Raw genomic sequence first — 26,161 nt, 5'->3', positions numbered from 1 at the left:
TGATTGAATTAGCGAATGTTTTAGGCCTGATGCCGATATTCTCTCATTCAATCATTCGAAACTCACTCATGTTTAGTCTAAGCCCTCTTCAAAGTAAATATTGTAATCTCAGGTAAAATACCAACTCTACCCGGATAACCTAAAAAGCCATAGCCCACATTAACATAAAGCTGTTGTTTTTGCTCCTGGTACAAACCTGCCCATTCTTTGTAAATGTATTGCACGGGGCTCCATTGCGCCTCTTTAAAACGAACACCAAACTGCATTCCGTGCGTATGCCCACTAAACATGGCATCTATTTGTGGGTATTTTTTCAAAACCTCTCCGCGCCAGTGTGAAGGATCGTGACTGAGTAAAAGTTTAACCGGTAAATCATCCGTATTTTGAACGGCCAGTTCCATTTTTCCATATTTTGGAAAGCGGCCCATACCCCAGTTTTCAATCCCTAAAATCCCGATTTCTTCTCCATCTACTTTTAATCTCCGGTTTTCGTTCATGAGTAAGTCGTAACCCATTACTTTATGCACATCAACCATATCTTTCAGGTTTTTTACCTTGGCAGGAGATGATTCCTTTCCAAAATAATAATCACCATAATCGTGGTTGCCTAATGATGAATATACACCAAGTGGTGCTTTTACTTTCGAAAATATATCCTGGTAATCTCTTACTTCGTTGGTGAGGTTGTTTACCAAATCGCCTGTAAAAAAAATAAAATCGGGCTTTTCACCCAATAACATTTCTACACCGCCTTTTACAGCCGTTTTGTTATAAAAGCTACCAGAGTGGATGTCAGAAATCTGACCCATGGTAATACCATCAAAAGCCTTGGGTAGGTTAGGGAGGATTAAATTTACCCGTCGCACCTGGTAATCGTATGCGCCAGAAATAATACCCCAACTTAGGGAAGTTAACGGCACTGCTGCTGCCACCAATCCGGCTTTAACCAAAAATTCCGATCGTGAAATGGGCTCTGCAGCTGTAGATTGTGCTATTTGTGGTACGGTTGAAATTTCAGTTTTTTTATTTTTCCTGAAAATTTTAATGAATAACCTGCGTAAATCATCAAGTAACAAAAAGGGCAACATGGCCAGTTTACAAGCTACGGTTAAAAAGAAGGCCACTAAGATAATAGCCCTCAGTGTAAGGAAAAGATTGAGGTAAATGCCACAAAAAACACCGATGATCAGTAAGGTGCTATAGCTCCAATAGGTAATAGTAAATACCTTTTTCGTATTTGGTTTCCATTTTTTAAAAACAGCAATAATGGCTTTAAAGCAGTAAATATCAAATGCAATAATGAAAATGCAGGCGGCAATGATGAAAGGTAATCTTCCCATATGATCGGGTTATTCGATTTAAGTATAAAAACAAGGCAGATTTAATCTGCCTAAATTAAGTATTTGAAGTAAATATATTATCTAATATTCGTTGAGGATGATCTAAAAAAGATTTATAAACTCTATAAACCTCAGATTCTTCATATTTAACCCTGGCTATTTTATTTTCAGTCATTTCGTATATCCAGGCATTGGGGTAGGATAATAAGATGGGAGAGTGTGTTGCGATAATAAATTGCGCATTTTTGCCGACCAAATTATTGATTTTGGATAACATGGCAATTTGTTTCGTCGCAGAAAGTGCCGATTCGGGCTCATCGAGGATATAAACACCATTACCACCAAAACGGTTCATAAATACCGACCAAAAGGATTCCCCGTGCGATTGTTCGTGTAAGGAAATACCGCCATAAGAATCTATAATTTTTGGTGCGCCAGGTTCCTCGTCTAGCTTATCAATTTCGCTGGCAACGTTATAGAAACTTTCTCCCCTTAAAAAGTAGCCATCTTTAATTTTTTTATACCCCTTCGTTATAATTAGGTAATCATGCAAAGCAGAATGTGTTGCTGTACTTTTAAAGTTGAAATTCTTACCCCCACCTTCTGCGTTAAAACCAAGATAAACTGCTATAGCTTCAATCAGGGTCGACTTTCCAATGCCATTTTCGCCTGTAAAAAAGGTAACATTAGGGTGAAAGTCTAACTTTTCAAAAGATTTTAAGCATGGAATATTAAACGGATATCCGTTAGGAAGGTACTCTTGTTTTAACCTTAATGATAAAAGATATCCGTTAAAATCCATTAATTTTTATCTGAAATCGTCTTCATCCTCTTCCTCGTCAAATTCGGCGTTAAATAAACTGCCAAACATATCAGCGAAACCGAAGCCGCCATTTAAATAGTTTTTGCTCAATTGTGAATATTCAGCTAAACCATGTAATACAAATTCCATTAAAAGTAAAGTTTGGTTCTCACTTAATTTAGGATGAAATTTCTTTACCAGATCGTATAAACTTGGCACCAGCATCAGCGCTTTTTTATACTGTGCATTGGTTAAGGTATCGGTAACATCAACATTATTACCTTCTGTAAACCATTCGGTTACTTCGGTATAAGGATTAGCCGTTTTGCTTTTTTTAGCTTTTTCTGGATCGGGGAAATACCGTGCAAACAAAGTTTTAACCGCTTTGCCGATTAAGGTAGTGGCCACATGTGCAGGCCCTTCTAATTCGCCTTCGTAAACCAATTCTATTTTACCCGTAATGGCTGGGATAATTCCAGCTAGATCAGATAAACGTACAAACGTATTTTTCTCGCCAGAGATCAACATTCTTCTTTCTGCGGTGCTAATTAAATTTTCGTATGCGGAGATGGTCAGCCTGGCCGATACGCCAGATTTTTGATCGATGTACTCACTTTTACGGGCTTCAAAAGCAATTTGCTCTATCAGGTCTTTCACCAGTCCATCGGCTTCTATATTTGCTTTTTGATCAGCCGTTAATTTGGCCTCCTGAAAAGTAATTTTGCGCGAAATTTCGATGGTTTTAGGATAGTGGGTTAAAATCTGACTTTCAATCCTATCTTTCAAAGGTGTAACGATGCTTCCGCGGTTGGTATAATCTTCAGGGTTTGCGGTAAATACGAACTGGATATCTAAAGCTAAGCGCAGTTTAAAACCACGAATTTGAATATCTTTCTCCTGTAACATGTTAAACAACGCAACCTGTATACGTGCTTGTAAATCTGGAAGCTCATTAATCACAAAAATGCTTCGGTGTGCACGGGGAATTAAGCCAAAGTGGATTACACGCTCATCATTATAGGTTAATTTCAATGTAGCGGCCTTAATGGGGTCAACATCGCCAATTAAATCTGCAACCGTAACATCGGGTGTAGCCAATTTTTCGGTATACCTTTCGCTGCGGTGTAACCAGGCAATTTCGGTATCATCGCCTTTTATAGCAATTTCGTTTTTAGCATACCATGAAATTGGATTCAGGGGATCATCAAAAATCTCACTTCCGGCAACATATGGCACATACTCATCCAGTAGGTTTACCATTAAACGGGCAATACGTGTTTTAGCCTGTCCGCGTAATCCCAGTAATAAAATATTATGACGAGATAAAATGGCTGTTTGCAGTTCCGGAATCACCGTTTCATCATAGCCAATAATGCCTTCAAATTCGGTTTTTTTATCACGGAGCACTTTAATCAGATTTTCCCTAAGCTCTTCTTTTACAGATCTCGATTTATATCCTGTGGTTTTTAATTCGCCTAATGTGGTGTTTTGCATCTTTTAAATTGGGTTTAAGGCATAGGGTTTAAGATGTAAGGTTTGCAAAGTGCACAAGCCTCTTCTATACATCTATCCCTCTTTTTAATGTTTTTACGGTTGATTTGGGTAGGGTTGGCAATGGGTTTTACCTTAAGCCTTTTACCTTCCACCTTATTTTACTGTTTTTCTTCTGTTTTTAATATAATCTTCGAAAATGTATTCGCCCAAACCATTTAAGGAGCTATAAAAAGCCCTGCCGCCATTAATTTCGGTAAACTGGCGAACAAATTGTTGCAGGTAAGGATCTTTGGCAATCATAAATGTCGTAATCGGAATCTTCAGTCGCTTACATTGGGCAGCCATGTTTAAGGTTTTGTTAATTACCTTCCTATCCAAACCCATGCTGTTTTTATAGTATTTGCCATTTTCCTTTAAGCAGGTCGGTTTTCCGTCGGTAATCATGAAAATCTGCTTATTATGCGTTTTCCGTCGACGGAGTAAATCTGCAGCCAATTCTAATCCTGCATAAGTATTGGTATGGTAAGGGCCAACCTGTAAATAAGGCAGGTCTTTTACGCTAATTGGCCAGGCATCATTTCCGAAAACCACAATGTCTAAAGTGTCTTTAGGGTATTTCGTTTTAATCAGTTCGGCCAAAGCCATGGCAACTTTTTTGGCAGGGGTAATCCGGTCTTCACCATACAGAATCATCGAGTGCGAAATATCAATCATCAATACAGTAGAGGTTAAAGTTTTAAAATCCTTTTCCTCTACTTCCAGATCGCGGTCTGTTAAAGTGAAGTCGCCAATACCATGGTTAATCTGCGCATTGTGGATAGAGGCTGTCATATCAATCTGATCCAAACTATCTCCAAAACTGTATTCACGTCTGTCGGCATTTTTTTCTTCACCAACGCCTGATTGATTACTATTGTGATTTCCGCGCCCTGATTTTTTTAGTTTTCCGAAAATTTCATCAAGGGCCGATTTACGGATCGTCTGTTCAGTTTTGGCTGTAATTTTAAATTCTCCCGATTGATTATCTTCAGTTAGGTAACCTTTGTCTTTCAGGTCATCGATAAAATTACCAATACCATAATCGTTATTGGTTAATTTATATTGTTTGTCGAGCTCGTTCAGCCAGCTTAAAGCCTCTGCCGCATCTCCAGCTGTATAATTCAGCAGTTCGCTAAATAATTTCAGCAACTCATCGAACCCACCCTTTGGCGTATCGCCCGGCTTATAATCAGAAAAACGAAAACCTCTCATGTGTTTGTATTAACGATTTATCGAAGATAAAAGTTTCGCTTTGTATAAATTTAAGCGCGGTGTCATATTTAAGGACCGAGCGACCAAAACAGGAAACGGATTGAAGTGAAAATTGCCAATTGCAAACTGTCAAATTGATCTGGGCGTTCCCCAAGCTGCGCAAGGGGCGGGCTTTTCAGGGCTGCGCTGCGCTCCGGTGCCGATGAAGGATCGGCACTGAACCCTTACAATCCCTAACGCAAAACCCTCCGTTTAAAAATAAATTTATAAGACCTTATAGGTTTTTAAAACCTATAAGGTCAGAGATAATTACCCCAGTGCCATATGGTAAATTTTCTTATTATAATCAGGGTTTGCACCAGCTTGCGAAGCTACAAAAGCACCAACCTTACAGGCATTATCCAAAGTGGTTTCCATGGGGTAACCTTGTAGGTAACACGCAATAAATGTGGCTAAAAAGGCATCTCCTGCACCAACGGTATCGGCTACCTGTACCTTATAGCCAGCGTGTTTAAATAACTTTCCGTCTTTTAAAATACAGGCACCCTTATCGCCAAGTGTAAGGCAGATCATTTCAATGTTAAACCGATTAGAAAGTTGCTTTAAAAGTTGTTCATCTGTATTGCCGCTTAAGCCAAAAGATTCTTTCACCCATAAAATTTCGTCTTCATTTATTTTTAAGATATCCGCTTTGGCCAAAAGCTCATCAATTAATTCTTTGCTATAAAATGGGGCGCGGAGGTTAATGTCGAATATTTTAATCTTCGCATTTTCTAAAAGCGCAAGAATGGTTTTTTTAGATTTTTCTTCCCTGCAGGTTAAACTACAATATACCAATGCATCTGCCTGTTTTACGGCTGCTATATTTTCGTCGGTGATTTTGATACTATCCCATGCCACAGGTTGTTTAATGGTATAAGTGGCCTGATGATTTTCGTCTAGCTGCACAACAACAGTACTGGTTGGTAATTCGGTATTTACTTGAATCAAATTAGTGGCAAAATGATTGCTGGCTAGAAAATTGAATAACTCTTTTCCGTTTTCATCATTGCCTATGGCGCTAATAAAGCTGCTCTCTATACTTTGTTTGTGTAAATTAAGGGCAACGTTCATGCTCGAGCCGCCAGCTTTTTTACCTTCCGGGAAAACATCCCAGAGTATTTCGCCAATAGTGATTACTTTATTTTGCATAGCAGATTTATAGATATGTAAATAAAGAATTTTTACGCATGGAACAAAATAATTTGTTTCATATCTTTAATTTTTACCTCAACTTAAATAACCATGAAAAGAATACTCGTAATTGCATTATTTTTAACTTCCTTTAGCGCTTTTGCTCAAAATGCGAAAGAGAAGCAAGCCATACTTAATTTACTCGAAAAACAACGAACAGATTGGAACAAAGGTGATGTTGAAGCCTTTATGCAGGGTTATGAAAAATCAGACAGTTTACTTTTTGTAGGTAAAAACGGACCAACTTATGGCTGGCAAAAAACATTGGATAATTATAAAAAAGGTTACCCCGATAAATCTGCCATGGGATTTTTGGTGTTTGGTATAAAAAAGGTCGAATTTTTGAAACCCGATCTGGCTTTTGTGCTGGGCAGCTGGAATGTTAAGCGTGAAAAGGACGAATTAAAAGGATATTTTACGCTTTTGATCAAAAAAATTAAGGGCGAATGGAAGGTGATCGCCGATCATAGCAGTTAATTTAATTGTTTAATGCCTTAATATATTGAAGAACAGGATCAATACCCTTGATCTGATCAAGATAGCTTGTTTCAATATATCGGTCGGGTATTACCGGGTGTTTGGTTTTGTCGTTACAATTTGCCCCAAAATCTAAACTGGTAGAAACGCTGACACTGATTTTGCTGTTTGGTAATTGGAAGCGATAGCCTTCACCAAAGTCGTTTGTATTTTCGCCGGTAGATTCTCCCACCAAAGTAGCCAGCTTAAATTGTTTTACGCCATCAGCAAACCTGTTCGCGCTGGAGAATGTCATCGGGCCAGTAATTAGGTAAACCTGGCCTTTAAAAAATGCATCTTCACTAGTGTATTTCGGTGCATAAGGTTCGCAGGTTTTGATCTGCCAAATGCTGTTGTTTTGCTCTTTCAGATATTGATTGCTGCTATCACCCTGTTTCATCAGTTTATCTTTATACAACTGGCTTATTTTCCAGTTTTTTCCGGTAGAGAGCATATATCTCTTTGAGTTAAAAAAGCCTAAAAGTAAATCTGCGTTGATGGAATTGCCTCCCGTGTTTTTTCTAATATCGATGGCAACAGCCTTAATGTTTTTTTGTTTTATTATAGTAAAGCATGAATCGAAAAATTTGAGGTAGGGGTGATAATCGCCAGCCAGGGTATTTAATTCGATATGTGCAACTTTATTATTCAATACGTTAAAAGCATAAGGTTTATTAACCAGATTTGGGAATGCATCACCTATTATATCACGTAAAATCGCACCTTTTTCTATTTCTTTGATCACTTTTTTCTGCTGATGCCGATAAACAACTTTGAAAGGTGGCCTTATTCCTGAAAGATAAAGGTTGTAGCCCATCATTTTAACTGCAATCTCATTTCGGTAAGTTTGAAGCCCGCCTACGCGCAATGCACTTGCCTTATAAAATTCTGAAACCGATATTCCATTTACCGAAATGATTTCAGCACCTGCAGGAATAATATCCCGAGAAGATTTTCCATCTGAATAAGCTTTACCATTTTTATCGGCAACAAAGGTCAGCGGTAAAAAGACTGGTTTCCTGAAATCTGCCTGAAAAATAGATTGTATAATGCTTGGTGCCGTATGGGCATCATTAATAATGCCTGTAATTTCTCCAAGTTTTAAAGTGAGAAGTCTTGTCTCAATCGAATCAGGAAGTGAACGTTTTAGCTCATTTACTTTTTGCAGGTATTTGAATGATGAAGTAAATAAAAACGGATTATAATGAACCGCCCTTATCGTTTTATCAAGAAGTTCTATATCTTCAATTGCTTCTGCTTTAGAAATTCGCTGTGCAAAGACTGAAGAGAAAAGAAAAAACAGAAATAAAAAAGGTAAGGCGGTCTTCATTACATTAATTTATAACAAAGACGGAATAAAAATAGTTAAGGTTGCATTGAAAAACTATTCGCCCAGTTTAAAATCCTTATAATAATAATCTTTATCTGCATCGGTTAACTGGCGGATTACCCTGCATGGGTTTCCAGCTGCGAAAACATTATCCGGAATATCCCTTGTAACCACGCTTCCCGACCCGATGACCACATTTGAGCCTATTTTTACTCCCGGATTAACTACCACGTTGCCCCCAATCCAAACGCTGTTGCCAATAGTAATTTCCTGCGCCCACTCATACTCCTGATCACGTAAATGTGCATGGATAGGATGTCCTGCCGTATAAATGGCTACGTTTGGTGCAATAAAAACGTTGTTACCAATACTCACTTTGGCACAATCTAAAATAACGAGGTTAAAATTTGCGTAAAAATTATCGCCGATTTCGATATTGTAACCATAGTCGCATCTAAATGGAGGTTCTACATAAAACATCTTCTCTGTTTTGCCGAAAAGTCTTTTCAGTAATTCCTTGCGCTGTTTAATAAATTTTGGAGCCAGGTTATTAAACTCGAAAACAATTTCGCGGGCTTTCAGTCTTTCTTTTGCCAGCTCTGCATCACCTGCCTGGTATGCTTTTCCTGCCAGCATTTTTTGTTTTTCGCTAAGGATATTGTTTTCCATCTTTAGTTATCTGATTTTTTAATTTTCGGTGTTTAAACGCAATAATAATAAAAAACGGGGCTATCGTAACCGATGCCCCGTTGTATTTTTATCTTTTTAAATTTTACGGCCTGCCTTTGGCTAAAGCCCTTTCGGCAATTTTAACTGCTTTTTTCTCTCTCCAGTTGGCATATTTTTCTTTGAAGGTCATTTTTATCAGGCTATCTATTGCGCCATGGGTAAATAAGCTCCAAACACTGGCCACTTTACGCGAAATCGATTGGTCCCATGCCCTTAAGCTTAAAGAGAATGAACCATCCAGGTATTTCATCCAGTGCCACATTCCGGTTGGCATAAATAAAGTATCGCCATGCTCTAAGAAAACTTCATAACCTTCTACGCCATTCAGCGCCGGGAATTTTTCAAAATCAGGGTTGGCCACATCATAATCTTCTAAAGCATAAGTTGCATTTGGCAGGCAATACAATCTGTCTTTCCATTTATTGTCGAATAAAACAATATGTTTTCTGCCGCCAAAGTGTGTATGGAAAATATGCGGTAAATCAATATCGTAATGTAAAAAGGTTACGGAGTTAGAGCCGCCAAAGAACATTGCAGGCATGCTTTCGATGAAGCCGCCCATTAAATCTTTCGGGATTTTTACATCATTGATTAAACTCGGTACTTTTTTAAACAGATTAAAAAAGAATATGCGCAGTTCCGTTGGCTCGCGTTTAATTAGGTCAAGGTAATCGCCAAATTTCATATGCGCCGTAGCTGCATTAATCGGTTTTGATGGATCAGCTTTAGAGTTGTCGTAAAGTGGAACTTCAAGCTCGCCTCCAATTTCCTTTAAATATTCAGTCGTCCATTTTTCTCTGGCAGGCCAGTCTTTGGTTAGGCCCCTGATTACTAAAGGACGTTTAGTTTTCAGATAATTTTTCTTAAAATCTTCGGGAGTAATGCTCTCAACGATATCAACAGGTTTTAAAATGAAACTCATGCGCTTAAAATCGGTTATTTGTGCCGAACAACAAATGTGTAAATTTTATTTTATAAAATTGATGCTAACAGGTAAATGTGACTAAAATCACGTAATCTAAAATTAGTAAATACTTAACAATTTAATAATTACGCCTCAACTTTATTTTTAACAATTTCGGCATAGGCAGCGTCCCACAGGTCTATCCTTTTTTGTAGCGCCTGCTTTGCGGTTTTTTCTGCTTCGGCCCAAAAGGTTTCATCTTTTTCGCAAAGTTTCTCCGTCATGGAGAGCGCTAAATGGCTATGGTGATCGCCATCTACTTCGATATGGCGCTCTAGGTAGTATTTAAAGATCGAAACTTTATCAGCCTGGGCGCTATTCAGGTCGTTTACCATGCTAAAAAACATGTTTGGAATTAAATCCTCGCGACCAAAAGTAAAACTTGCTGCCTGTAAATGTGTTTTTCCACTGTTAATGGTTTCGAAAGTAGCATTAACAAAATCTTTTGCAGTTGCAGGTACCTTTGCAATTTCGAAAGCCTCATTAAAGCTTTTCCCGTTTTTTAGTTCCTGTAAAAAGATATTGATAGGTTTTGTGTTTGCGCCACATTGCTCCATTGCATCCAGATAGAGTTCAAAGTGGCTCTTTATGGCTCCATTAGCATCCACATCCGATTCTTCACCTGCCACAATTTCATTGATCAATTGTCGGGTAACAGGATCGCCTACCGGAAACCAAGGCAAGGTAGTGCAGGTTAAATTAATTTGTAAGGCTTTAAGCAGCGACATGAAATCCCAAACAGCAAAAATATGATGTTCCATAAAAATCCGAAGATCTTCTATTTCACTAATGGCCGAATAAACTTTATGGCTAATAATTTCTTGCCTTAGTGGTTCTATCTCTTGCTGAATTTTTATAATGTTATGGTGCATATTGATTTTGCGTTAGGGCATTGGCTTTCAAACCTCATCCTATCGTTAGTTTTTATTCTTATTTTGGTAAATTCTTCTCTAGTGCTCTGCTCGCTCTTTTAACTGCAAGTTCTTCTTTCCAGTGCATATACTTTTCACGGTAGTTTGCTTTCATAAAGTCGTCAAATTTACGCTGTAAAGTTAAGTTATACAAGCTTTTTGCTTTTACCGCCCAGCTTTTGTCCCATGCCCTTAAGCTAATAGAAAAAGAACCATCCAGGTATTTCATCCAATGCCAGTATCCGGTTGGCATAAATAAGGTATCGCCATGTTCTAAAAAAGCTTCAACGCCCTGAACGCCTTTTAATGCAGGGAATTTATCAAAATCGGGGTTTTCCACATCATAATCTTCTAAGGCATAAGTGGCATATGGAATTTGATACAAACGTTCTTTCCATTTATAATCAAATAAGATCACATGTTTTCGTCCATTAAAGTGCGTATGGAAAATGTGCGCCAAATCAATGTCGTAGTGTAAAAAGGTTACCGAACCTTTACCGCCGAAGAACATATTGGGGTAGCTATCCAAAAAACCACCCATTAAATCTTTTGGTGCGATGTAATCTTCGAGTATCTTCGGGGCAAATTTTATTGGATCGAACAAAAAGATACGCAGATCGGTTGGTGTTTCTTTAATCAGGTCTATATAATCGCCAAATTTCATTTCGGCTGCAGATGCATTTATCGGTTTAGAAGGATCGGCTTTAGAACTGTCGTAAAGCGGAACAGTTTTATCGCCAACAACTTCTTTCAAGTATTCCATTGTCCATTTTTGGTAAGCAGGCCATTTTTTGGCCATATTTTTTATTACCAAAGGTTTACGTGGTTTAAGGTAGTTCAGTTCGAAATCTGATTTAGATATGTCTTCAACTACATCTATCGGAGATAAATTGAATTTCATGTTAAAAAACTATTAATGCAGTAAAATTAAATAGTTAAAAAACACTATACATTACAAATGCGAAAACTTGAGAAAAAACTGACAATTCATCAGAAAAAGTCAGAAAGTACGTTTAATTAAAAAAAATGCTACCAAGTTTGTGAATGGAGATTTGTATTATAATCCCTGATTTTTAAAAGATGATTTTTTATAAAAGAAAAAACGTTCTGACTTTTGCCAGAACGTTTTATACTGATTAAAAGGATATCTAATAAATTTTATTTTGGCATTAAAACGGTGTCAACAACATGGATTACCCCATTTTTTTGGTAAACATCTGCAATGGTTACGGTGCTTGTTCCGCCCTTTTCATCTTTTAACACTAATTTTTTGCCTTCCATCCAAGCCCAAAGTTTACCACCTTGCACAGTTTTAAGTTCAGCTTTGCCACCGCCAGCTTTAATTGCTTTTGCAATTGCTTTGCTGTCCATTTTACCGGCAACAACATGGTAAGTTAAAATAGTTGTTAAAGTTGCTTTATTTTCTGGTTTAACAAGATTGTCTACCGTTCCGGCAGGAAGTTTATCGAATGCAGCATTGGTTGGTGCAAAAACGGTAAAAGGACCTGCACTTTTTAAGGTTTCTACTAAGCCTGCGGCTTTTACTGCTGCCACCAATGTAGTGTGGTCTTTTGAATTTACGGCATTGTCTACAATATCTTTAGTTGCATACATTGCTGCTCCTCCAACCATCGGGTTTTTTTGAGCGTAAACTTGAGTAGTGAATGCCATTGTAATTACGGCAAATGCGGATAAGATTAAATTTTTCATTATTTCTAATTTTAAGTTTCTGTTATTTGGTTCCATTTACGATGGCTTACAGATACTTGGTTTTTAGAAATTAAAAAAAAATTGCAATGTTCTGATTGTTAGTGTTTTATTTTTTTATTTGTAAAGATACGGTAGTGTTACTTCGGGTCGGCTAGTCCCGTTTTTCGCTTAATCTTTTGGCTGTTCTTCGACTACGCTCAGAATTATGCCAAAAGGATATCGCTGCAACCGGGTTTAGATAAATTGGGCTCGTCCCTTAGTTGCATCCTTCATAAACTTTGTGTTTTAAGCTTAACGCCAACCTCAAAACGCAGTGCTAGTTCACCTTCGCCGTTCTTACCTTTTTAGAAAAAATTTTAGGGAAAAAGCGTTTCAATAATACTGCCCTGGTTTCTTTTCCGCCAATATAAACCTCTTCTTTTTTGTTGCTAACAGCCAGTACAATTTGTTTTGCACATTCAGCAGGTGTCATGGCATTTTCATGTGCATCACCCATTTTATTTAAGGGCTTACCATCTGCAGTAAGTGCATTGTAGGTTACATTTGTTTTGATAAAACCTGGGCAGATGATGGTGATGTCGATGTTTTTATCGTAAACTTCCGATCGGAGCGAATCGAAATAACCATGCAGCGCATGTTTTGATGCTGCATAGGTGGAACGGAATTTTGTGCCAAATTTCCCAACAAGACTACTAATTACAACGATCTGCCCACCGCCATTGGCAATCATCAAAGGTAAAACTGCTTTGCTCAGTACAACCGTTCCCCAGAAATTGGTATCCATAATCTGTTGCTCCGTTTGCAGATTGGTTTCTAATGCTAAACTCCGCTGACTTACACCACCGCTATTGATCAGTAAATCTATTTTTCCAAAAATACGGATCGCGTCAGCAGCTTTGTTGTCCAGTGTAGTTGTTTCGCTCAAATCGAATGGTAAAACATGTATATTAAAAGAGTTTTGGCAATTTCCTTTTACCCTGAACAGTTCATCGCGATTCCTTCCCGAGATGATCAGTTTGTTACCAGCTTTAAAATATTCATATACCAAGGCCTCGCCAATACCTGATGATGCGCCTGTAATCCATACAATTTTCGACATAATATATAATTATTGAATTAGAGAATGATTGAATGATAAACTCTTAAAAAGCATCCACTCATTCTCTAATTCGTTCCTTTAATCATTCTCAATAATAAACAATTCCGAAGCAATATGATCGGCAAATAATTTTCCGTTTTGACTTAGACAAATGTTATCTCCGTCAGCCACTAGCCAATCTTTATCTTCGAAATTTTTAAGGTTGTGTTTTGTTTCTGTTAAAAAGTCTTTCCCGAAATCGGTATTTATTTTTTGTAAATCAGTTCCCCACATCGTTCTGAGCGAAGTCATTATATATTCGTTAAACCGATCGTTCAGGCTGAGTTCTTCAACAATTTCCGGAAGTTTGTTATGGCCTAATGTTTCCATATACATGGCGTTATTGGCGGGGTTCATATAGCGGTTCTGGCCATTAAAGCCATGGGCTGATGGGCCAATACCAATATAATCTATTCCTTTCCAGTAGTTGGTATTATGCACTGCATAATGATCTGGCTTGGCGAAATTTGAAATTTCATAGTGTTCAAATCCGGCATCCATCAGTTTCTCCATCAAAATTACAAACTGAGCAGCACTTTGGTTATCGTTTACCGGAGTTTGTTTTTTGTTTTTAATGGCATGAGCTAAAGCTGTCCGGGGTTCTACTGTTAGGGCGTAGGCCGAAATGTGTGGAACCTCAAGCTCAATTGCTTTTTGGATATTGTTTAGCCATTTTTGATCGGTAAGTAAAGGATAGCCATAAATTAAATCGAGGGTTAAGTTTTCAAAACCGGCATCCTGACTTCTTCTGATGCCATCTTCCGCTTCTTGGGCCTGGTGTGCCCGGTTCATCCAGATCAGATCTTCATCATAAAAAGATTGAATACCCACGCTAAAGCGGTTAACGGGCAATTGTTTCAGTTCTTTTAATTTCTGAGCCGTTAAATCATCAGGATTGGTTTCGATGGTAATTTCAGCATTTGCATCAACCGAAAAAGTGTGGTTAATGGCATCGAAAATCTTTTGCAAAGCCGTCTGCGATAAAATAGAAGGTGTTCCACCGCCAAAATAAATGCTTCCAACCTGTCCGCTGATCCGATCTTTTTTCATTTTGATCTCCTTGCAGATCGCATCAACCATTTCATCAGCATATTTTAAAGAAGTGCTGAAATGAAAATCGCAATAGTGGCAGGCCTTTTTACAAAAAGGGATATGGATATAGATACCAGACATTGGAGCAAAGATAGCGAAGTTAAATTTTCTTTATTGTTATAAATAAAATATGAGTTAGCCAGCGTGCGTAGGTTATTTTAAATATAGTAAAGTAATAGCTTTACTTTTTAGTTGATAAGGTAAAGCTATTGCTTTACTTGCGGTAATGCTTAAATGAATGAAATTACTTTCGCATTTCTTTGCTGCTATAGTTTTTTTAATATCTTTTTTCATCTTTATCTCCATCCCAAACTTTTGTAACAGCCGAAATTTTATGCGGAAACTCTTTCTGTTTAGCAATCTGGATTTTTGCGTTCCTTCTAAAGGTTTTATTCCATCGCCTTTCATCTAACTTTTCTGAAGTTACAGTTGTTATTCCAAATATTGACGTTTTCTTTTTTGAATTGGACATTATTGAATGCGTGCTATTTTTCCATAGTTGCTAAAGTTATTCATCAATCCATTTATTTTCTTTAGGTAAACAATGATTATTCAACTACTTTTGCATCCTTAAGTTTTGATTTACAGCATGCCGAAATTTATTTTCTTCTTGTTCGCGTTTATATGGTCTGCTCATTTTGTAGCGGCACAAGAAATTCCTGTTCAAACAGATAGCGTAGCTGTAAATCAATATCAGTATCGAAGGTACCGGCCCGATTCGGCAACACTTGCCAGACAGAAATTTTCGACCGATTCGCTTGTTCATCACACCTGGGTGCTTCCTGATAGCTTAATTAATAAGGGGGCTTTGCTCGATACCATTGAAAAGGAATATCTTTTTCCTAAACTCGATTTACTGGCTTGGCAAAAGAAATACCAGCACCTAAAGAAAAAGGCGAATCCGTATCAGCTTGGTACAAAAATCCCAAAAGGCAATGTTGGTTTGCTGGGATTTATTTTTGGTATGCTCATCATCTTTGCGATTCTAAAAAATGCTTTTTCTAAGCAATTATCGGCAATCGTTCAATCGTTTTTTAGCAACAGGATTTTGAATAATATTAACAAAGAGGATAACTTGTTTAGTTCGTGGCCATTTTTGTTGCTTTTTGTGCAGTTTGGTTTCGTTTTTGGAATGTTCTTTTTTCTGGTTGCGCAGTGGAATGATATGTATCAGGCTAAAGATGGGTTTAAGTTTTTTTTCAGTATATCCATTACTATAATTGTTTTTTATGCTCTAAAACTGGTTCTTTTGCGCTTTTTGGGATACTTGTTTAATGTACAGAAACCAGTGGGCGAATACATCTCTATATTGTACCTCAGTTACTTCAATGCTTCACTGCTATTTATCCCCCTGGTTGTTGCTTTTGCGCTATCGCCACTTAAATATGGTGCAATATATATCGTGTTGGCATTCTTACTGTTAGGCATAATTTTTGCATTTCAATTATTAAGGGCAGGAATTACAATACTTTCTAATAATAAGTTTTCTAGAATGCATTTAATTTTGTACTTTTGCGCCCTCGAAATATGCCCTATTCTAATACTAATTAAAACGATAGGGCTGTAGCAGGAAAAAGGAAAATGCAAGAAACGAACGACTCTAGAATCCGCAAAGTAAAAAGTATTTTGGTTACTCTACCAAAACCTGAAACAGAAAAATCTCCTTATTACGATTTGGCCAAAAAACACAATTTAAAAGTTGATTTTAGGTCTTTTATTCACGTTGAAGGTGTACCAGCAAGAGACTTTAGAAAGGATAAGATTAACCTGGCCGATTTTACAGCAGTAATTTTTACCAGCCGCAATGCAGCAGATCATTTTTTTAGAATCTGTGAGGAAATGCGTTATGAAGTGCCAGCAGAGCTGAAATATTTCTGTCTGTCTGAGACCATTGCTTTGTACCTACAGAAGTATATTCAGTATAGGAAGCGTAAAATCTTTTTTGGTAAGCAAACTGCAGCAGATTTAGCAGAGGTGCTAAAGAAACATGCAAACGAGAAGTTTTTATACCCTTGCTCTGATATGGCTACCGAAGATACAATGAAGTTTTTGGAAAAAAGTGGATATAATTTTACTCCTGCCGTTTTGTTTAGAACAGTAGTGAGCGATCTTTCTGATCTAGCAGAGGTGTTCTATGATGTTATCGCATTTTTTAGTCCGTCAAGTATCCAGTCGTTATTTAAAAATTTCCCCGACTTTAAACAAAATAATACCCGAATTGCTGCTTTTGGAACCAACACGAGTAAGGCTTGTACCGATATGGATCTGATAGTGGATATTGCGGCGCCAACCCCAGGCGTTCCATCGATGACGATGGCCATCGAAAATTATATCAAAATATCTAATAAATAATACGATAAATAATTTATTCTAAGTCAATACAATAAATGCGTAACTTTACTGTTAGTAAGAGAGTTACGCATATTGTTGAACAAAATATAAGGTTGTTAGAAAATTGTTAATCTAACTTTAATTGCCTTTAAGTAATGATTTAACGTAAAATATTTGCTTTTGTAGATAATTTCAGTGATTTTTGATAAAATTGCTCCTAATCGTGCTGTGCACACTATAAAAATATGAAGAAAATCTACTTTCTAGCTATTGTAGGTATAACTGTAATGCTAGCAAGCTGTGGCCATGGCGGCCAAGGCGAGCTGGTTGGTGCTTATAACCGAAAATTTAAAAACGATAGAATCCCACTAGGAATGGTTTATGTGCCACCAGGGCATACGCCGCTGGGAGGATCGGATGAAGATATTACTTTCTCGCAGAATGGGCCAAGTAAAATGGTTACGATCAGTGCGTTCTTTATGGACCAGACCGAGATTTCCAATGCAGAATACCGCCAGTTTACCAACTGGGTACGTGATTCGATTGCCATCGGAATGATGGGCAACCCGCAACAATTTATGATTACACCAAAGGGAAATGCTGCAAATGCCGTTGGCGGAGATAAATACATCGACTGGAAGAAAGTTGGACCTAATGGTGCAAATATCTGGAGAAATAAGGGTAAAGGTGCCGCTGCCGCTCAGGTAAGCCAGTTAGATGGCATGTATTATTCGGGCCTTGATGCACTTCCGGGGAAAAAAGAACTTGACGTACGTAAATTCGTATACTCTTATGCCGAATTAAACATGGAGAAAGCTGCTGCCGGACATAAAGATCCGAACAGCAAACGCCAGGATTATATCGATCGTTATACCATTGCTATTTATCCTGATACAATGGTATGGAAAACAGATTATTCTTATTCACAAAACGATCCAATGGTGCGTGGTTATTATAACCACCCTTCGTATGACGATTATCCTGTAGTTGGTGTAAGCTGGGAGCAGGCAAAAGCATTCTCGCATTGGAGAACAAGGTTATATGATGGTGTTGCTACAGCAAGAAAATTGCCTGCAGGATCTAGATCAGATTATAGACTACCAGCTGAAACTGAATTTGAATATGCTGCAAGAGGTGGCAATACCAAAACCAAATATCCTTGGGGAGGTCCTTATATCAGAAATACCAAAGGATGTTTACAGGCTAACTTTAAGCCAGGCCGTGGCGATTATTCGAGCGATGGTGGTATTTATACAGTAGGTGTAAGGTCGTATTTCCCTAATGATTATGGTTTGTACAACATGGCAGGTAATGTTTCCGAATGGACATTAACGGCTTATAATAAAGGTGCAAGCCCATTATTGCATGATTTAAACCCGAATTTTACTTATGATGCCGGTGCAACTGATAGCAAATACAAAAAGCGTAAAGTAGTAAAAGGCGGTTCATGGAAAGATACTGGCTATTTTCTACAAAATGCAGTATCAACATACGAATATCAGGATACACAAAGATCATATATTGGTTTCAGATGCGTTTCATCTTATCCTGGTACCGACTTAAGACATTAAACCAAACAAACTAAAAACTAAAGAAAAACATCAAAATTTTATGGCAGCAAAGAAACAACCAGGCTGGTTACACGTAGCGATTTCATGGGGAGCAAGTATTGTAATTATTGGAGCGTTATTTAAAATTCTACACATTGGTGGAATTATGGGTAACTATATGATCGGTCTTGGTCTTGGTGTAGAGGCATTTTTATTCTTTTTAACAGGATTTTTTCCGCCAGAGCCAGAACCAGCTTGGGAAAGAGTTTATCCTGAACTAAAAGCAGATTTTAAAGGGGAATTGCCAACTGCATCAGCAAGACCAGTTGCAGCAACAGCATCTAATACAGCTGCTTTAGATAAAATGTTATCAGATGCTAAAATCGGTCCTGAATTGATCGAAAGTTTAGGCTCTGGTTTGCGTACTTTTGGCGATAAAGTAGCAACAATTTCTAATGTTGCAGATGCATCTACAGCAACCAACGAATTTACAGGAAAAATTAAAACTGCTTCTGCTGGTTTCGATAATTTAAGTGCATCTTTTGATAAAGCTACAGCTAATTTGAAAGCAATGGGCGAGAGCAGTGTAGATTCTCAGGCCTACCATGATCAGGTTAGTAATTTAGCTAAAAATTTATCAGCATTAAATGCCGTATATGAATTAGAATTGCAAGATTCTAGCGCGCATCTAAAATCGATGAATAAATTTTATTCAAACTTATCATTAACCATGCAAAACTTTAACGAATCGATGGAAGATTCGAAACAGTTTAAAGAAGAGGTGAATAAGTTGGCTAAAAACCTATCATCGCTTAATGCAATTTATGGCAATATGTTATCGGCTATGAACGGCCCACGTGTATAATTTGTTTAGTTTTTAATTTTTAAAGGAAAAGCTACATCAAACATGGCAGGCGGAAAAGAAACAACAAGGCAGCGGATGATCAATATCATGTATTTGGTATTGTTGGCCATGCTCGCCTTAAACGTATCAGATACCATTTTAGATGCATTCAAAAATATCAATGATAGTTTGGATACTTCTAAAAACAATGTAAATACAAGCATTAATCAGTTATTTTCTGCCTTCGAAAATTCGAAGTTGAAAGAAGAGCCAGCCCGTGCACAGCCAATTTACGATAAGGCAAAAGAAGCACAGAAGGCCGCTGATGACTTAAATAATTATATTGAAAGCATTAAAAAAGAATTTACCAAGGCAGGTGATGGAATTGATCCAGAAACTGAAGATTTGGTAAATAGATCAAATCAGGATATTGCACAGAATATCATGATTAATCAAAAAAAAGCAGATGAATTAAAAAAGAGAATTAATGCCACACGCGAAAAATTAATCTCTTTGTTAGACAAAAATGATAGAGCGAATGTTTCATTCTCTCTTGAAGCTAAAGATCCTGCAAGAAAAAGAAAAGGAAACTGGCAAGAAACTTACTTTGGTGAGGGCACGCCATTAACTGCTGCAATGACGATTTTAACAAAACTGCAAACAGATACTAAAAATGCTGAAGCAGAGGTGGTTAAGAAATTATTCGGAAATATGGATAAAGCACAGGTTAATTTGGATCAGTTTGCGGCAGTTGCAGTAGCACCTACTTCTTATGTAATTCAAGGGCAACCTTATACTGCTGAAGTATTTTTAACAGCCAGCGATTCGAGATCAACTCCTGATATTACTGTTAATGGAAGTAAATTATCCGTTAAAGATGGTAAAGGAACTTATACCGGTGGTACAAGTAGTGTTGGTCAGTTTACATGGGTTGGTACGGTTCGTGTTCGCCAAACTGATGGTCAGGTAAAGGAATACAAAACTCAACCACAAACTTATCAAGTTGCAAAACCGTCAGCATCTGTTTCTTCAACAAAACTGAATGTAATTTATGCGGGTATTCCTAATCCATTTACAGTATCAGCAGCAGGTTTCCCGTTAGAAAGTATTCGTGCTTCCATTTCTGGGGGTTCAATGTCTGGTGGTAACGGAAACTATAATGTTAATGTTCCAGGAAGTATGGTTGGTCAGGAAGTATCCATCAATGTATCGGCAAGTAATGCTGGCAAAACCGTTAGCTTAGGCTCGCAAAAATTCAGAGTGAAAGGTATCCCTGCTCCGGTAGCTAAAGTTGGTGGTCGCGCTGGAGGAGATGTGGCTTCGGTACAGCTAAAAAGCGAAACCGAAATTGAAGCCGATCTGGATGATTTCCCTTTCGATGTTAAGTTTAAAATACTGCGTTATAAATTAACAATTATCAAACCGCGTTCTGATGCCGTTACCATTCCGGGCAGTGGTGGAAGTTTCGCTGGTGCGGTTAAAGGTGCAATAAACTCGATTACACCTGGTACAAGAGTGTTTTTTGAAGATATTGTTTCTGTAGGACCAGACGGCCGTCAGAAAATTTTGCCTTCATTAGCGTTTAGTGTAAAATAAAAAGAAGATGAAAAGGATTTTAAGTATTGCCATTTTAGTTTTGTTAACCACATTTGCTTTTGCACAAAAAAAGCCAACCAAGTTAGCACCAAAGAAAGCTGCACCAGTAGTTGCCGCACCTCCTGTGGCAGATACGGTTAAAGCGCCTGTTAAAACAGCTAAAAAGAAGCTTAAGGTACCACCTAAAGACGGTTTCTATGCCCGTAAGGATATTGACAGTACTGAGATGGTTCCTTTGGCTGATGTGAGAGAAGAAGATGTTTTTTATGCCAAACGGATCTGGAGAGAGATTGATTTACGTGATACGGTTAACTCAGTCTTAAAATCGCCTAAATCGCGACTAATTGATGTACTAATTGCAGCAATTAAGAAAGACGAACTAACCGCATACTCGCCAATTGATAGTGCATTGAACGAAGATGATGCTTTTCTTAATCCTATGTCGGCAGATTCTGCTTCTAAATCGGCTTTGGGAACAGCAGAGGTTTCGAACAATAAAACCGGAACGGTTACTACTGTAGTGAATGATTTTAACCCAGAGTTATTCTTGAAATTCAGAATTAAGGAAGACTGGATTTTTGATACCAAACGCTCTGTTTTCGAACCACGTATTGTAGGTATTGCACCATTAAAATACAATGAAGTTTCTAAACAATGGCAACCGGTATTTTGGGTTTATTATCCGGAGGCTAGAGAGATTTTAACGAAGAAACGTTTAATTAATACCAATAACGATGCTTCTTCTTTGAGTTTTGATGATTTCTTTATCCGCCGCTTATTTAGCAGCTATATTGTAAAAGAGTCAAATCCTGGAGACAATAAAATCAGAGATATTATTACCGATCCTAGAGAAAGGTTGTACGAATCAGAAAGGATTAAAAAATCTGTTCTTGATTACGAACAAGGTCTTTGGGAATACTAACCTTATTAAAAGGCTTCGATTTTATCGGAGCCTTTTTGCTATATCGTCATTTTTACCCTGGTCTTGCAAAGGAACTCTTTCGGAGTAGAAATCTTAATTCCTCTTATTCCTGGCTAAAATAAGCTTGAAGTGTAACTATCTGTTTTTTATTCAGTACTTCTGCCAGCTCTTTTTCTGTTGCTTCTTTAATTTTTTTAACCGATTTAAAATGGGTTAGCAATTTATCCGCAGTAGTTTTACCGATACCTTCAATCTGTTCGAGTTCTGTTTTAAGTGTCCCTTGATCGCGTTTTTTACGGTGGAAGGTAATTCCAAAACGGTGGGCCTCATCACGTAACTGTTGTATTACTTTTAAGGTTTCCGATTTTTTATCCAGATACAAAGGATAGGAATCACCTGGATAAAACAGTTCTTCCAAACGTTTAGCAATGCCAATTACGGTAACTTTGTTTTCTATGCCCAATAACTTCAAACTCTTCACAGCCGACGAAAGCTGCCCTTTACCGCCATCAATGATAATGAGTTGAGGTAAGGTTTGGTTTTCATCTAACATTCTCCTATAACGACGGAAAACGGCCTCTTCCATAGTAGCAAAATCGTTAGGACCCTCAACTGTTTTCACATTAAAGTGGCGGTAGTCCTTTTTAGAAGGTTTAGCATCTTTAAAGACAACTATTGCCGAAACCGGATATTTTCCTTGAAAGTTGGAGTTATCAAAGCATTCTATGTGTTTTGGAAGCTGCGTTAAACGAAGGTCCTTCTGCATGGTCGTTAAAATGCGGTCGGTGCGTAAATCGGGATTTAACTTTTCGTATTGATTTAGTTTCTCTTTTTTGAAGAACAATACATTTTTCTGCGAAAGTTCTAAGAGTTTTTTCTTTTCGCCCAGCTTAGGTACTGTAAATTTTAAACTTTCATCTTCCAATGAAGGTTCAAAAGGAACAATAATTTCTTTTGATGTACTGCTGAATTTTGTTCTGAACTCTAACATCGCCAGGGTTAAAATCTCGTCGTCGCTCTCATCCAGTTGTTTTTTAACCTCAATAGTCTGCGTTTGGATAATCGTTCCGTTCATCACCTTCAGGTAATTTACAAAAGCATAACGCTCATCTGATGCAATACTTACAACATCCACATTGGTAATGGCGCTATTTACCACGGTCGATTTGCTCTGGTACTTTTCAAGTACTTCCAATCTCCTTGCGTATTGATGCGCCAGTTCGAAATTCAGGTTTTCTGATGCCGATTTAATAATCCCTTTAACCTCGCGGATTACATTTCCGATTTTACCATTCAGGATCTCTTTGATCTCACCTATGTTTTTATCGTAATCGGTTTCGGTCTGGTAATTTTGACAAGGCCCCTTGCAGTTACCGATCTGATACTCCAAACAAACTTTAAATTTTCCTTCGGCTATATTTTTCTCTGTTAAGGGCAAACTGCAGGTACGCAGCGGATAGGTTTCCTTAATCAGATCCAAAATAGTATGCATCATGCCTATCGAACCATAAGGGCCAAAATAGGTAGAGCCATCTTTAATCACTTTCCTCGTCCAGTAAATGCGGGGATAATTCTCATTTTTAACAATAATCCAGGGATACGTTTTGTCGTCCTTTAGGTTGATGTTAAATTTAGGCTGATGTTTTTTAATTAAACTATTTTCAAGTAGCCAGGCATCAATCTCCGTATCAACAATAGTGAAAGTAATTTTACGGATCTTGGATACCAGCACCCTTGTTTTGCCATTAAACTGATTTCTGTCGCTATTAAAATAAGAACCCACGCGGTTGCGGAGGTCTTTTGCCTTTCCAATATACATGAGCTTCCCATCAGCATCCCAATATTGGTAAACACCGGGTTTATGTGGAATTGCGGTTAATGCTGTTTTATGGTCGAAACTGCTCATTATTAACAAAAATAATATTCGAGATGGAAATTCTGATTAAATGTTCCGATTTGCTGTATTTATAATTTAGGCTTGCCCCCTAAGCTGCTCGAAAGGCTAGGCTTTCCGTTACAATCTTTTGTTACGTCTCGGCTGCGCTGGACTTTGCAACAAAAGGATTTTCACTGCTATCCTTCACATAAACCCTCGTGTATTAAAACCCTAGCTTCTCATCCAATTCGCTGCTGCCTTCTTCCTGTTGTTGGTATTGGTTACAATCATAGGTAATCGAAACACCAGATTTTGGCGGCTCAAAATCCGCATGACTAATCTTTAAAGCTGGATTGGCATATACCCTTTTGATAAAACCTGCAAAAATTGGTAGCGCGGTATTGGCACCCTCACCCTGGTTAGTACTGATAAAGTGGAATGCCCTATCTTCGCAACCAGTCCAGATACCTGTTACTAACTGTGGCGTAATGGCCATAAACCAACCATCTGAGTTATTTTGAGTGGTTCCTGTTTTGGCACCTATCGGTGCATTTACATGGTATTTATAATTCAATCTCGATCCGGTTCCGTTGATTACTACTCCCTTTAGCATTCTGGTCATTACATATGCAACTTCTTCACTCATAATTGGTTTCGGTATTTCCTTTTGAGAAAACAATACTACGCCATTTTTATCTTCAATTCTTAATAAATAAATCGGTTTGGTGTAAGTTCCTTTATTCGCGAAAGCACCGTAAGCACCCACCATATTATAAACTGATGAATCGAATGTTCCCAAACAAATAGATGGAAATGCCGGAACATTAGGGATGCCCATTTTGGTCGCTAAAGTAGATACGGCAACCGGACCAACCTGTTTCATTAAATAGGCGGTAACATAATTTTGAGAGTAAGCAAGGGCTTTTTGTAAGGTAATGCTTCCTGGTAATGGTTTACCAGAATTTCTAGGCGTCCATGGTTCGCCATAACCTTCTATCGTTACAGGTACATTTGGTACGGTGTAACATGGCGAATAACCATTTTCAATGGCTACGGCATAGGTAAATGGTTTTGCTGTAGATCCTACCTGCCTGGTTCCCATTTTAACCTGGTCGTATTTAAAATGCTCATAATTAATCCCCCCAACCCATGCTTTCACATGTCCGTTTGTTGGATCCATCGTCATCATGGCATTGCGCAACAACATTTTGTAGTAACGAACAGAGTCAATCGGCTTCATTACTGTATCAATATTACCTTTCCAGGTAAAAATGGTCATTTCGGTTTTGGTGTTAAAATCGTCCTTAATTTCATCCTCCGATTTACCTTCCAGTTTTAACGATTTATAACGGTCTGATCGTTTAATGCCTTGTTCAATCTGTAAAGCTTTGTCCTTGAAAGGATTTCTGCCTTTCCAGCTGGCAATAAACTGCGCCTGTAGAATCTTCATGTATTCCTTTTGTGCCTCTTCTGCATATATCTGCATGTCATAATTCAACGTGGTATAAATTTTCAAACCATCTCGGTCTAAATCGTAAGGTGTACCATCAGGTTTGGTAATCGATTGCTCCTGAAAAATATTTTTGATATCATTTTTCAACACCGAACGGAAATATGGTGCAATACCATCGTTAACGGTTGCGGCATTAAAGTGCAGGTTTAAAGGTTTGTCTTTTTCTTCATCAAACTGTTGCTGAGTTAAAAGATCAGATTTAACCATCATGGCCATTACTGTATTTCTGCGGTCTCTGGATCGCTCAGGGTGGCGTGTTGGCGAATACATGGTGATCCCTTTTTGCATACCCACTAAGGTTGCTGCCTGTGTTAAAGTTAATTTATCGGGAGTGGTATTGAAATAAACCCTTGCTGCCGATTTAATACCATAAGCCTGGTTACCAAAATCGACCGTATTTAAATACATGGTAATAATTTCCTCCTTGGTGTAATTGCGTTCTAATTTAACCGCAACAATCCACTCTTTAAACTTGGTTAGCACCAACGAGAAAAAATTAAGATTCGATTCCCTCGGGAAAAGATTTTTAGCCAATTGTTGGGTAATGGTACTTGCCCCTTGTTTTTTGCCGATTAAATTGTAGCCGATAATAGAAAAAGTACGTTTAAAATCTATACCGGAGTGCTCTTTAAAACGGGTATCTTCTGTTGCAATTAAACCGTTAATTACATTTTCGGAAATATCTTTATAAGTAACATTCGATCTGTTCTGAACAAAATAAGTTCCTAGTGGACGACCATCTTCGGCAATAATTTCTGAAGCCTGATTACTTTTCGGGTGTTCAATATCCCTGAAAGAAGGTAGTGCACCAAAAAGGCCCAAACCGATCATCGAAATGAAAATCGCAAATAAGGCTATTCCCCCAATCAGTATTTTCCAGATGATTAAACTATATCTTTTTGTTTCTTGTGCAGAAAGAGACTTATTCATTTTGTGTTGTATTTTCCATTAATCTCCAGAATAGAAGATTTTGGATGCAAATTTATTAATTTTTTATAGAATAGGTTTTTTGCAGCAAG

The 26,161-nt window shown here is 37.8% G+C and carries 23 protein-coding genes; 7 read left to right on the top strand and 16 right to left on the bottom strand.

Annotated features, from left to right (window positions below; translation table 11 throughout):
• Positions 1-77 precede the first annotated feature (77 nt).
• The 5 genes from FHT21_RS23955 to FHT21_RS23935 all read right to left on the bottom strand — a co-directional run bounded on the left by FHT21_RS23955 (position 78) and on the right by FHT21_RS23935 (position 6,078).
• On the bottom strand, positions 78-1,340 hold the full coding sequence (locus tag FHT21_RS23955) for a metallophosphoesterase (RefSeq protein ID WP_167297216.1): 1,263 nt from the start codon (positions 1,338-1,340) through the stop codon (positions 78-80).
• A gap of 55 nt (positions 1,341-1,395) precedes the next feature.
• Entirely contained in the window at positions 1,396-2,142 is a 747-nt protein-coding gene (locus FHT21_RS23950) for an AAA family ATPase (protein WP_167297215.1), read from the bottom strand.
• A 6-nt stretch (positions 2,143-2,148) separates the two neighbouring features.
• A complete protein-coding gene (locus FHT21_RS23945) occupies positions 2,149-3,636 on the bottom strand; it encodes a magnesium chelatase (RefSeq protein ID WP_167297214.1) in 1,488 nt (495 codons plus the stop codon).
• 153 nt (positions 3,637-3,789) lie between these two features.
• Positions 3,790-4,887 (bottom strand): VWA domain-containing protein, encoded by a 1,098-nt coding sequence (locus FHT21_RS23940; RefSeq protein ID WP_131030386.1) that lies wholly within the window; start codon positions 4,885-4,887, stop codon positions 3,790-3,792.
• Between the two features lie 309 nt (positions 4,888-5,196).
• Entirely contained in the window at positions 5,197-6,078 is an 882-nt protein-coding gene (locus tag FHT21_RS23935) for a carbohydrate kinase (RefSeq protein WP_167297213.1), read from the bottom strand.
• A gap of 93 nt (positions 6,079-6,171) precedes the next feature.
• Here FHT21_RS23935 and FHT21_RS23930 point away from each other — a divergent pair, with 93 nt between their 5' ends.
• A complete protein-coding gene (locus FHT21_RS23930) occupies positions 6,172-6,597 on the top strand; it encodes a nuclear transport factor 2 family protein (protein WP_167297212.1) in 426 nt (141 codons plus the stop codon).
• 1 nt (position 6,598) lies between these two features.
• Here FHT21_RS23930 and FHT21_RS23925 read toward each other — a convergent pair whose 3' ends face one another.
• The 9 genes from FHT21_RS23925 to FHT21_RS23885 form a co-directional block, all read right to left on the bottom strand.
• Positions 6,599-7,966, bottom strand: coding sequence for a S41 family peptidase (locus FHT21_RS23925; protein ID WP_167297211.1), 1,368 nt, complete (start codon positions 7,964-7,966; stop codon positions 6,599-6,601).
• 54 nt (positions 7,967-8,020) lie between these two features.
• Positions 8,021-8,635 carry a sugar O-acetyltransferase gene (locus tag FHT21_RS23920; RefSeq protein WP_208399025.1) on the bottom strand — a complete coding sequence of 205 codons (615 nt, stop codon included), beginning with the start codon at positions 8,633-8,635 and terminating at the stop codon, positions 8,021-8,023.
• A 103-nt stretch (positions 8,636-8,738) separates the two neighbouring features.
• Complete coding sequence (locus tag FHT21_RS23915) at positions 8,739-9,617, bottom strand: cupin-like domain-containing protein (RefSeq protein ID WP_167297210.1); 879 nt, start codon at positions 9,615-9,617, stop codon at positions 8,739-8,741.
• Between the two features lie 128 nt (positions 9,618-9,745).
• The gene (locus FHT21_RS23910; RefSeq protein ID WP_167297209.1) at positions 9,746-10,531 is read right to left on the bottom strand and encodes a DUF3050 domain-containing protein; all 786 of its coding nucleotides are present in this window, start codon (positions 10,529-10,531) and stop codon (positions 9,746-9,748) included.
• Positions 10,532-10,589: 58 nt separating this feature from the next.
• On the bottom strand, positions 10,590-11,471 hold the full coding sequence (locus FHT21_RS23905; protein WP_167297208.1) for a cupin-like domain-containing protein: 882 nt from the start codon (positions 11,469-11,471) through the stop codon (positions 10,590-10,592).
• Between the two features lie 257 nt (positions 11,472-11,728).
• Positions 11,729-12,280, bottom strand: a complete 552-nt coding sequence (locus FHT21_RS23900; RefSeq protein WP_167297207.1) for a fasciclin domain-containing protein — start codon at positions 12,278-12,280, stop codon at positions 11,729-11,731.
• Positions 12,281-12,596: 316 nt separating this feature from the next.
• A complete protein-coding gene (locus FHT21_RS23895) occupies positions 12,597-13,379 on the bottom strand; it encodes an SDR family oxidoreductase (protein WP_167297206.1) in 783 nt (260 codons plus the stop codon).
• A gap of 78 nt (positions 13,380-13,457) precedes the next feature.
• Positions 13,458-14,591: a radical SAM family heme chaperone HemW gene (gene hemW / locus FHT21_RS23890; RefSeq protein WP_167297205.1), complete on the bottom strand. Its 1,134-nt coding sequence runs from the start codon at positions 14,589-14,591 to the stop codon at positions 13,458-13,460.
• 72 nt (positions 14,592-14,663) lie between these two features.
• Positions 14,664-14,918 carry a hypothetical protein gene (locus FHT21_RS23885; RefSeq protein WP_167297204.1) on the bottom strand — a complete coding sequence of 85 codons (255 nt, stop codon included), beginning with the start codon at positions 14,916-14,918 and terminating at the stop codon, positions 14,664-14,666.
• Between the two features lie 181 nt (positions 14,919-15,099).
• On the opposite strand from FHT21_RS23885, the gene FHT21_RS23880 reads away from it, so the two are divergent.
• From FHT21_RS23880 to gldN, 6 genes are all read left to right on the top strand, one after another.
• Positions 15,100-16,077 (top strand): DUF4271 domain-containing protein, encoded by a 978-nt coding sequence (locus FHT21_RS23880; RefSeq protein WP_167297203.1) that lies wholly within the window; start codon positions 15,100-15,102, stop codon positions 16,075-16,077.
• Between the two features lie 14 nt (positions 16,078-16,091).
• Positions 16,092-16,862 (top strand): uroporphyrinogen-III synthase, encoded by a 771-nt coding sequence (locus FHT21_RS23875; protein WP_167297202.1) that lies wholly within the window; start codon positions 16,092-16,094, stop codon positions 16,860-16,862.
• 224 nt (positions 16,863-17,086) lie between these two features.
• Entirely contained in the window at positions 17,087-18,412 is a 1,326-nt protein-coding gene (locus FHT21_RS23870; RefSeq protein WP_167297201.1) for an SUMF1/EgtB/PvdO family nonheme iron enzyme, read from the top strand.
• Between the two features lie 40 nt (positions 18,413-18,452).
• Positions 18,453-19,256 (top strand): gliding motility protein GldL, encoded by an 804-nt coding sequence (gene gldL, locus FHT21_RS23865; RefSeq protein WP_167297200.1) that lies wholly within the window; start codon positions 18,453-18,455, stop codon positions 19,254-19,256.
• Positions 19,257-19,298: 42 nt separating this feature from the next.
• Positions 19,299-20,831, top strand: coding sequence for a gliding motility protein GldM (gene gldM / locus FHT21_RS23860; protein WP_167297199.1), 1,533 nt, complete (start codon positions 19,299-19,301; stop codon positions 20,829-20,831).
• A gap of 7 nt (positions 20,832-20,838) precedes the next feature.
• Positions 20,839-21,753: a gliding motility protein GldN gene (gene gldN, locus FHT21_RS23855; RefSeq protein ID WP_167297198.1), complete on the top strand. Its 915-nt coding sequence runs from the start codon at positions 20,839-20,841 to the stop codon at positions 21,751-21,753.
• A 103-nt stretch (positions 21,754-21,856) separates the two neighbouring features.
• Here gldN and uvrC read toward each other — a convergent pair whose 3' ends face one another.
• Both uvrC and FHT21_RS23845 read right to left on the bottom strand, forming a co-directional pair.
• Positions 21,857-23,659, bottom strand: a complete 1,803-nt coding sequence (uvrC, locus tag FHT21_RS23850; protein ID WP_167297197.1) for an excinuclease ABC subunit UvrC — start codon at positions 23,657-23,659, stop codon at positions 21,857-21,859.
• A 193-nt stretch (positions 23,660-23,852) separates the two neighbouring features.
• Positions 23,853-26,072, bottom strand: a complete 2,220-nt coding sequence (locus FHT21_RS23845) for a transglycosylase domain-containing protein (protein ID WP_167297196.1) — start codon at positions 26,070-26,072, stop codon at positions 23,853-23,855.
• Positions 26,073-26,161: the final 89 nt, after the last annotated feature.

The sequence above is a fragment of the Pedobacter sp. SG908 genome, assembly GCF_011759615.1.
Classification (GTDB): Bacteria; Bacteroidota; Bacteroidia; order Sphingobacteriales; family Sphingobacteriaceae; genus Pedobacter; species Pedobacter riviphilus.
Note: the sequence above shows the minus strand (reverse complement) of the source record. Positions and strands in the feature narration are given on the sequence as shown.

Coding starts and splice junctions, on each gene's coding strand:
- FHT21_RS23955 (WP_167297216.1), bottom strand. CDS start 1,340: ATGGGAAGATTACCTTTCATCATTGCCGCCTGCATTTTCATTATTGCA.
- FHT21_RS23950 (WP_167297215.1), bottom strand. CDS start 2,142: ATGGATTTTAACGGATATCTTTTATCATTAAGGTTAAAACAAGAGTAC.
- FHT21_RS23945 (WP_167297214.1), bottom strand. CDS start 3,636: ATGCAAAACACCACATTAGGCGAATTAAAAACCACAGGATATAAATCG.
- FHT21_RS23940 (WP_131030386.1), bottom strand. CDS start 4,887: ATGAGAGGTTTTCGTTTTTCTGATTATAAGCCGGGCGATACGCCAAAG.
- FHT21_RS23935 (WP_167297213.1), bottom strand. CDS start 6,078: ATGCAAAATAAAGTAATCACTATTGGCGAAATACTCTGGGATGTTTTC.
- FHT21_RS23930 (WP_167297212.1), top strand. CDS start 6,172: ATGAAAAGAATACTCGTAATTGCATTATTTTTAACTTCCTTTAGCGCT.
- FHT21_RS23925 (WP_167297211.1), bottom strand. CDS start 7,966: ATGAAGACCGCCTTACCTTTTTTATTTCTGTTTTTTCTTTTCTCTTCA.
- FHT21_RS23920 (WP_208399025.1), bottom strand. CDS start 8,635: ATGGAAAACAATATCCTTAGCGAAAAACAAAAAATGCTGGCAGGAAAA.
- FHT21_RS23915 (WP_167297210.1), bottom strand. CDS start 9,617: ATGAGTTTCATTTTAAAACCTGTTGATATCGTTGAGAGCATTACTCCC.
- FHT21_RS23910 (WP_167297209.1), bottom strand. CDS start 10,531: ATGCACCATAACATTATAAAAATTCAGCAAGAGATAGAACCACTAAGG.
- FHT21_RS23905 (WP_167297208.1), bottom strand. CDS start 11,471: ATGAAATTCAATTTATCTCCGATAGATGTAGTTGAAGACATATCTAAA.
- FHT21_RS23900 (WP_167297207.1), bottom strand. CDS start 12,280: ATGAAAAATTTAATCTTATCCGCATTTGCCGTAATTACAATGGCATTC.
- FHT21_RS23895 (WP_167297206.1), bottom strand. CDS start 13,379: ATGTCGAAAATTGTATGGATTACAGGCGCATCATCAGGTATTGGCGAG.
- hemW (WP_167297205.1), bottom strand. CDS start 14,591: ATGTCTGGTATCTATATCCATATCCCTTTTTGTAAAAAGGCCTGCCAC.
- FHT21_RS23885 (WP_167297204.1), bottom strand. CDS start 14,918: ATGAAAGGCGATGGAATAAAACCTTTAGAAGGAACGCAAAAATCCAGA.
- FHT21_RS23880 (WP_167297203.1), top strand. CDS start 15,100: ATGCCGAAATTTATTTTCTTCTTGTTCGCGTTTATATGGTCTGCTCAT.
- FHT21_RS23875 (WP_167297202.1), top strand. CDS start 16,092: ATGCAAGAAACGAACGACTCTAGAATCCGCAAAGTAAAAAGTATTTTG.
- FHT21_RS23870 (WP_167297201.1), top strand. CDS start 17,087: ATGAAGAAAATCTACTTTCTAGCTATTGTAGGTATAACTGTAATGCTA.
- gldL (WP_167297200.1), top strand. CDS start 18,453: ATGGCAGCAAAGAAACAACCAGGCTGGTTACACGTAGCGATTTCATGG.
- gldM (WP_167297199.1), top strand. CDS start 19,299: ATGGCAGGCGGAAAAGAAACAACAAGGCAGCGGATGATCAATATCATG.
- gldN (WP_167297198.1), top strand. CDS start 20,839: ATGAAAAGGATTTTAAGTATTGCCATTTTAGTTTTGTTAACCACATTT.
- uvrC (WP_167297197.1), bottom strand. CDS start 23,659: ATGAGCAGTTTCGACCATAAAACAGCATTAACCGCAATTCCACATAAA.
- FHT21_RS23845 (WP_167297196.1), bottom strand. CDS start 26,072: ATGAATAAGTCTCTTTCTGCACAAGAAACAAAAAGATATAGTTTAATC.